Origin of the sequence: Schlesneria paludicola DSM 18645 (genome assembly GCF_000255655.1) — a bacterium.
GTDB lineage: Bacteria > Planctomycetota > Planctomycetia > Planctomycetales > Planctomycetaceae > Schlesneria > Schlesneria paludicola.
On the sequence record NZ_AHZR01000089.1, the window covers coordinates 1 to 3,886 of the forward strand.

Here is a 3,886-nt window from a genome sequence, read left to right on the forward strand (position 1 = left end):
TAAGACTCGAATATGAAAAAGGTTCCTGACACCTTTTCTGCTATCCAAGGAGGAAGGCGATGTCCTCCCGGAGTCGTTCAAGCTGCGATCTTGAGATCATCAGGTTGAGCGGATCTGAATGCGTGTTTTGCAGCCGGAAAGTCAGAACGCCGACGGGAATGTCATTGACGGCTCCGAAGTTCGGCTCAACGAATGGACTCTTCGCCCGAATCAAACTACTTCGATTTGCGAAATCGCAAATATCTCAGACCGCATCACGAAAGCTCTGCTTCAGGACGCAGGGAATCAAGCAGCCGCCTTCGGCTCAAATGACTTCACCAAGCCGTCGCCGTTGGAAGATCCCACGAGTGTCCGACGCTGAGATTGAGGAAGCGGCTAAAGTGAACGGCGAGATAGGCGTGGCGCGAATAATGCTCACTGACGCGTGCATCTGGATGAAATGCGTTACATTTCCGATGGAAACTCAGTGACGTATGGGGACGCATATGGATGCTTCTTAAGCGCACTGAGAAACAGGTCTTCGGAGCTGGTTGGGAAGAGCTGTTCCGTAGTCAATATTCCGATGGGATCTGTCAAATCAAAATCAAGAACGATAACTGCCTGCAAGAAGTCGGCTGGAAGGTTCATGGCAAATGTGCTGGAGTGAGACACAACGCACTTCTGCCTAATGGGGCGGAGTGGATTAAATGCAGCGATGACTTCTTCGGTAGAATCGTGGATCTGCATTTCTCCAAATCGTTCTCGAAACAAATAAATCACGGAACGACGACTGTTCGTGCCCACAAAGTCATAAAAGCAATTAGCCCCATTCCTGCGAAATCTGTTCGTCGCAAAGAACAAGGCAACGTCAATCGACTTGGTTAGGTCCAGTTCGGGCGAATATAGACCATAGTGTTGCAACAAGGTGTTCAGGACCGGTGCGAGATTATAATTGTGTCCGAACGAAAGCCTCGCACGATACTTACCAAATTGTCTTAAGACTGGATCGCTACAGTCTTCCATGTCCGATATCGACGTCACCCACTCGCCTTTCTCATGGAGGCATTTGTGGCGCCGTTCAATGTCTTGAATATCAAATTGCGAATAAAACACCGAAGACCATTCGAAGAGTGATAAATTTGTAAACTCAAGAAAGCACTGTCGCGATTTAGATAGCATGCGCCGCCATATTGAAGGTAGAAGAGAAATCTCACCAATTCCATTCAGTGTAAAGAATGGATTATTTATCTTCCGCTCCAATACATGGTTTTGAGTCTGGCCACGCAACAATGGATCATCGCCACATCTCGTCGCAAAGTCGTCAACGATCCTCCGAACGTCATCAATAGATTTCGCGACAAAGACTTTGGCTCTCGATTGCGGAGCGCGATCAATCTTCGAAAACAAGTCGGGTCGAAAGCGGCAGCGACCATCAACTGAAGCGAGCGGCCCGCCGTAATACCTGTCGATCACAATGTCAAAACCCTCGAAGCACAAATACCCCGAGTCGATGTGGTCTTCCACATCATTTTCCAAAAGCCCACCCCTCAAAAGAAGTGACCGGGTCAATTCCAAGTCTGGTGAGACAAAACTGCTCTTTCCAGTCCAATCGAAGTCGTCGTCATAATAATTCCAGTATCCAAAAGTCATGGGCAACTTCCGTAAAGTACTTCGATGATACTGTGGATCGTCCAGTCGATGGACATCATTCTTCTCGAATGCGGGCGGCTCGCTTCCATTTTTGCATAAGCCGGTAAAGCTCATGGATTTTGGCGACTTCTTTCTACTCTTCCCAGCGTTTGATTTCTGCCGCCCGTGCTTGAATGGCTCGTTCTTGTTCCGCGCGTCGTGATCCACGGTCTCGTTCGACGCAGACAATGAACTCGATCATCAACTTATTGAGTTGGTCTTCGAATTTGAATCTCGATCCCTCAGTCCAATTTGCTTGCGTATAACGAAACGTTCCCATTAGGTGCAACTCAAGTAGGCCGATCGGATGCAACTTGCTTGGGTTTTCGACGACGATGATTTTGTTCTCAGGCTGCTCCTCTAAAGCGATAAGAGCTTTTCAACTTTCCATCCTTGACTCGCTCTGAGTGTGACTGGATCGGCGTTGGCTTGGGTCGTTCATCCGACAGAAATGTAATCGGCTTCGCTTCACCATCTCTGATTGGGGGAACGGGGTGCGTCGGGGGCTTTGCCGACCGCCATTTGTGCCAATACCCAGCGGGAGGCCGAGGGATATTGTTCCGCTTGCAAGCTTTTGCCAATCTCACGTCCGAAAGGCCGAAACGGGGAGCAATCTTCGTCATCGGCTCTTGCCAGACCAATTCATACAAGGCGTTTCGCTCGATGGAAATCGGAGATGCAGTCGAAGTGCTCATGTTGTGTTATACTTAAAACGAGGAAGCTAGCGTGGTGTGACCGTCGCGTTATTTTGTTCAGGATTCTTGCAATCCTCAATTGAACCATGTCCAGCAGAGTGGTCGAACAGATACCGTTGGGCACCCACCGACGCCTGAGATCGGCAGCGGACTTCCAATGGCGCGCATCCTGATGCGGCCCTATTTCACTCGCTACTGTTAGAATGACTACCGCGATTCAAATTCCATGATTCATTATTTCTACAAACAGACGCCGTCTCTGATCCACTATTCGACTGTCCCCGTGTACGGCGCACACGAAGATTATCCCCTCGTTCACGATAGATCGGGCGTTCTTCTGCGCGTTGGCAACCGATCATTCCTGTTGACTGCGGTGCACGAGATGGAGCAATGGTGTGACGTAGCCGCCTCACTCATTCGGGATACTTCCAGCTTGTTCGTTTCAACAGGAGAGATCGCTTTTCATCTCAACGCTGATCGTGGGCCAGAAACCGTCAAATTGGAGTTTGAGAACTTGATCTTTCTCAGCCAAAACACGCTGGACGTTGCGATCCTCGAAGTTACACCTGCAACTGCCGAATTGCTGAATCAAAAAGCTTTCGTTCAGCCCGCGGATTTACGGATTCTCAACGCCCCCAAGGAAGGACTTTTTGTCGCGTATGGACATCCATTCTTCTTAGGTGATCCGGGCGACCCCCATGAGGCTCCACAGGTGGTTAAATCGCCCGTATGCTGGTTTGACACGACTCCGGCAGATTCCAGCTCCCGTCAAGGTCATGACGCAGTGAATCATCTGTTGTTCAGGTTTCCACCCGGACTCGTCGATCCAAGGACGGGTAAAATTCCGGACGACGCAATCAAAGGGATGAGTGGCTGCGGAATATGGCAAGTTCAACCGAATGGCAACAATGGGCAACTAGCCAACTATGCTAAGTTGGTCGGTATCCTTCACCGTCAGTACTTAAAGGACGGCTGGATCGTTGCAACTTCGCTTCGCTGTGTGAAGGAAACTCTTGCCATGGAATATCCAGATCTTGCGGAGTACGTCAATGGAATTGAGTTGCTGGTACTTTAATCGATGTGCTTGGAAGTGCACCGGTACAAGCCGATAAAGGAACTGAACCGGGCATTGGAAATCAAGGTGACGAAATTTGATTCACGACACCTGAACGCTATTTTATTTTTGGCGACGACAAATTCAAAAAGGCAGCGCGCTTGGTGGCGTTTCAGTTGTAAACCCCATCAAGCGCATGTCGCAGCACCTGACTGGTCTGAATATCCGACATTTGCTCGCGCCAATCGTTGAAGATTCCCGGACGATTCCTTGCCCAAGTGTCTATCTCAGGAGAGGGGTTGGAGGCACAGTGCCTCCACGGGCGCATTTTTCGCCCAAAAATGTCAGATTCCGTGTCAGATAGCTAAAACAATGGTTTCCATAAGTCTTTTATTTGCATTGTTTGCGTCGATGAGTTTGGTTGCCCCCCGCCTCCATTTTTGAGGCCTGAACGGCTTCAAAAATGAAG

3 protein-coding genes are annotated in these 3,886 nt (G+C 49.4%); 1 reads left to right on the top strand and 2 read right to left on the bottom strand.

Translation table 11 applies throughout. The annotated features are described in order from the left end of the window. Positions 1 to 444: 444 nt before the first annotated feature. On the bottom strand, positions 445 to 1,743 hold the full coding sequence (locus OSO_RS0100010; RefSeq protein WP_010581575.1) for an FRG domain-containing protein: 1,299 nt from the start codon (positions 1,741 to 1,743) through the stop codon (positions 445 to 447). Positions 1,744 to 1,762: 19 nt separating this feature from the next. Then, positions 1,763 to 1,948 carry a hypothetical protein gene (locus tag OSO_RS51795; RefSeq protein ID WP_010581576.1) on the bottom strand — a complete coding sequence of 62 codons (186 nt, stop codon included), beginning with the start codon at positions 1,946 to 1,948 and terminating at the stop codon, positions 1,763 to 1,765. Between the two features lie 779 nt (positions 1,949 to 2,727). Between OSO_RS51795 and OSO_RS0100025 the strand changes: the two genes are divergently transcribed. After that, entirely contained in the window at positions 2,728 to 3,438 is a 711-nt protein-coding gene (locus OSO_RS0100025; RefSeq protein ID WP_157604909.1) for a hypothetical protein, read from the top strand. The last annotated feature ends 448 nt before the right edge of the window (positions 3,439 to 3,886 follow it).

Bases quoted from the DNA above. Each gene is read 5' to 3' on its own strand.
- OSO_RS0100010 (WP_010581575.1), bottom strand. From the start codon at position 1,743: ATGAGCTTTACCGGCTTATGCAAAAATGGAAGCGAGCCGCCCGCATTC.
- OSO_RS51795 (WP_010581576.1), bottom strand. From the start codon at position 1,948: ATGGGAACGTTTCGTTATACGCAAGCAAATTGGACTGAGGGATCGAGA.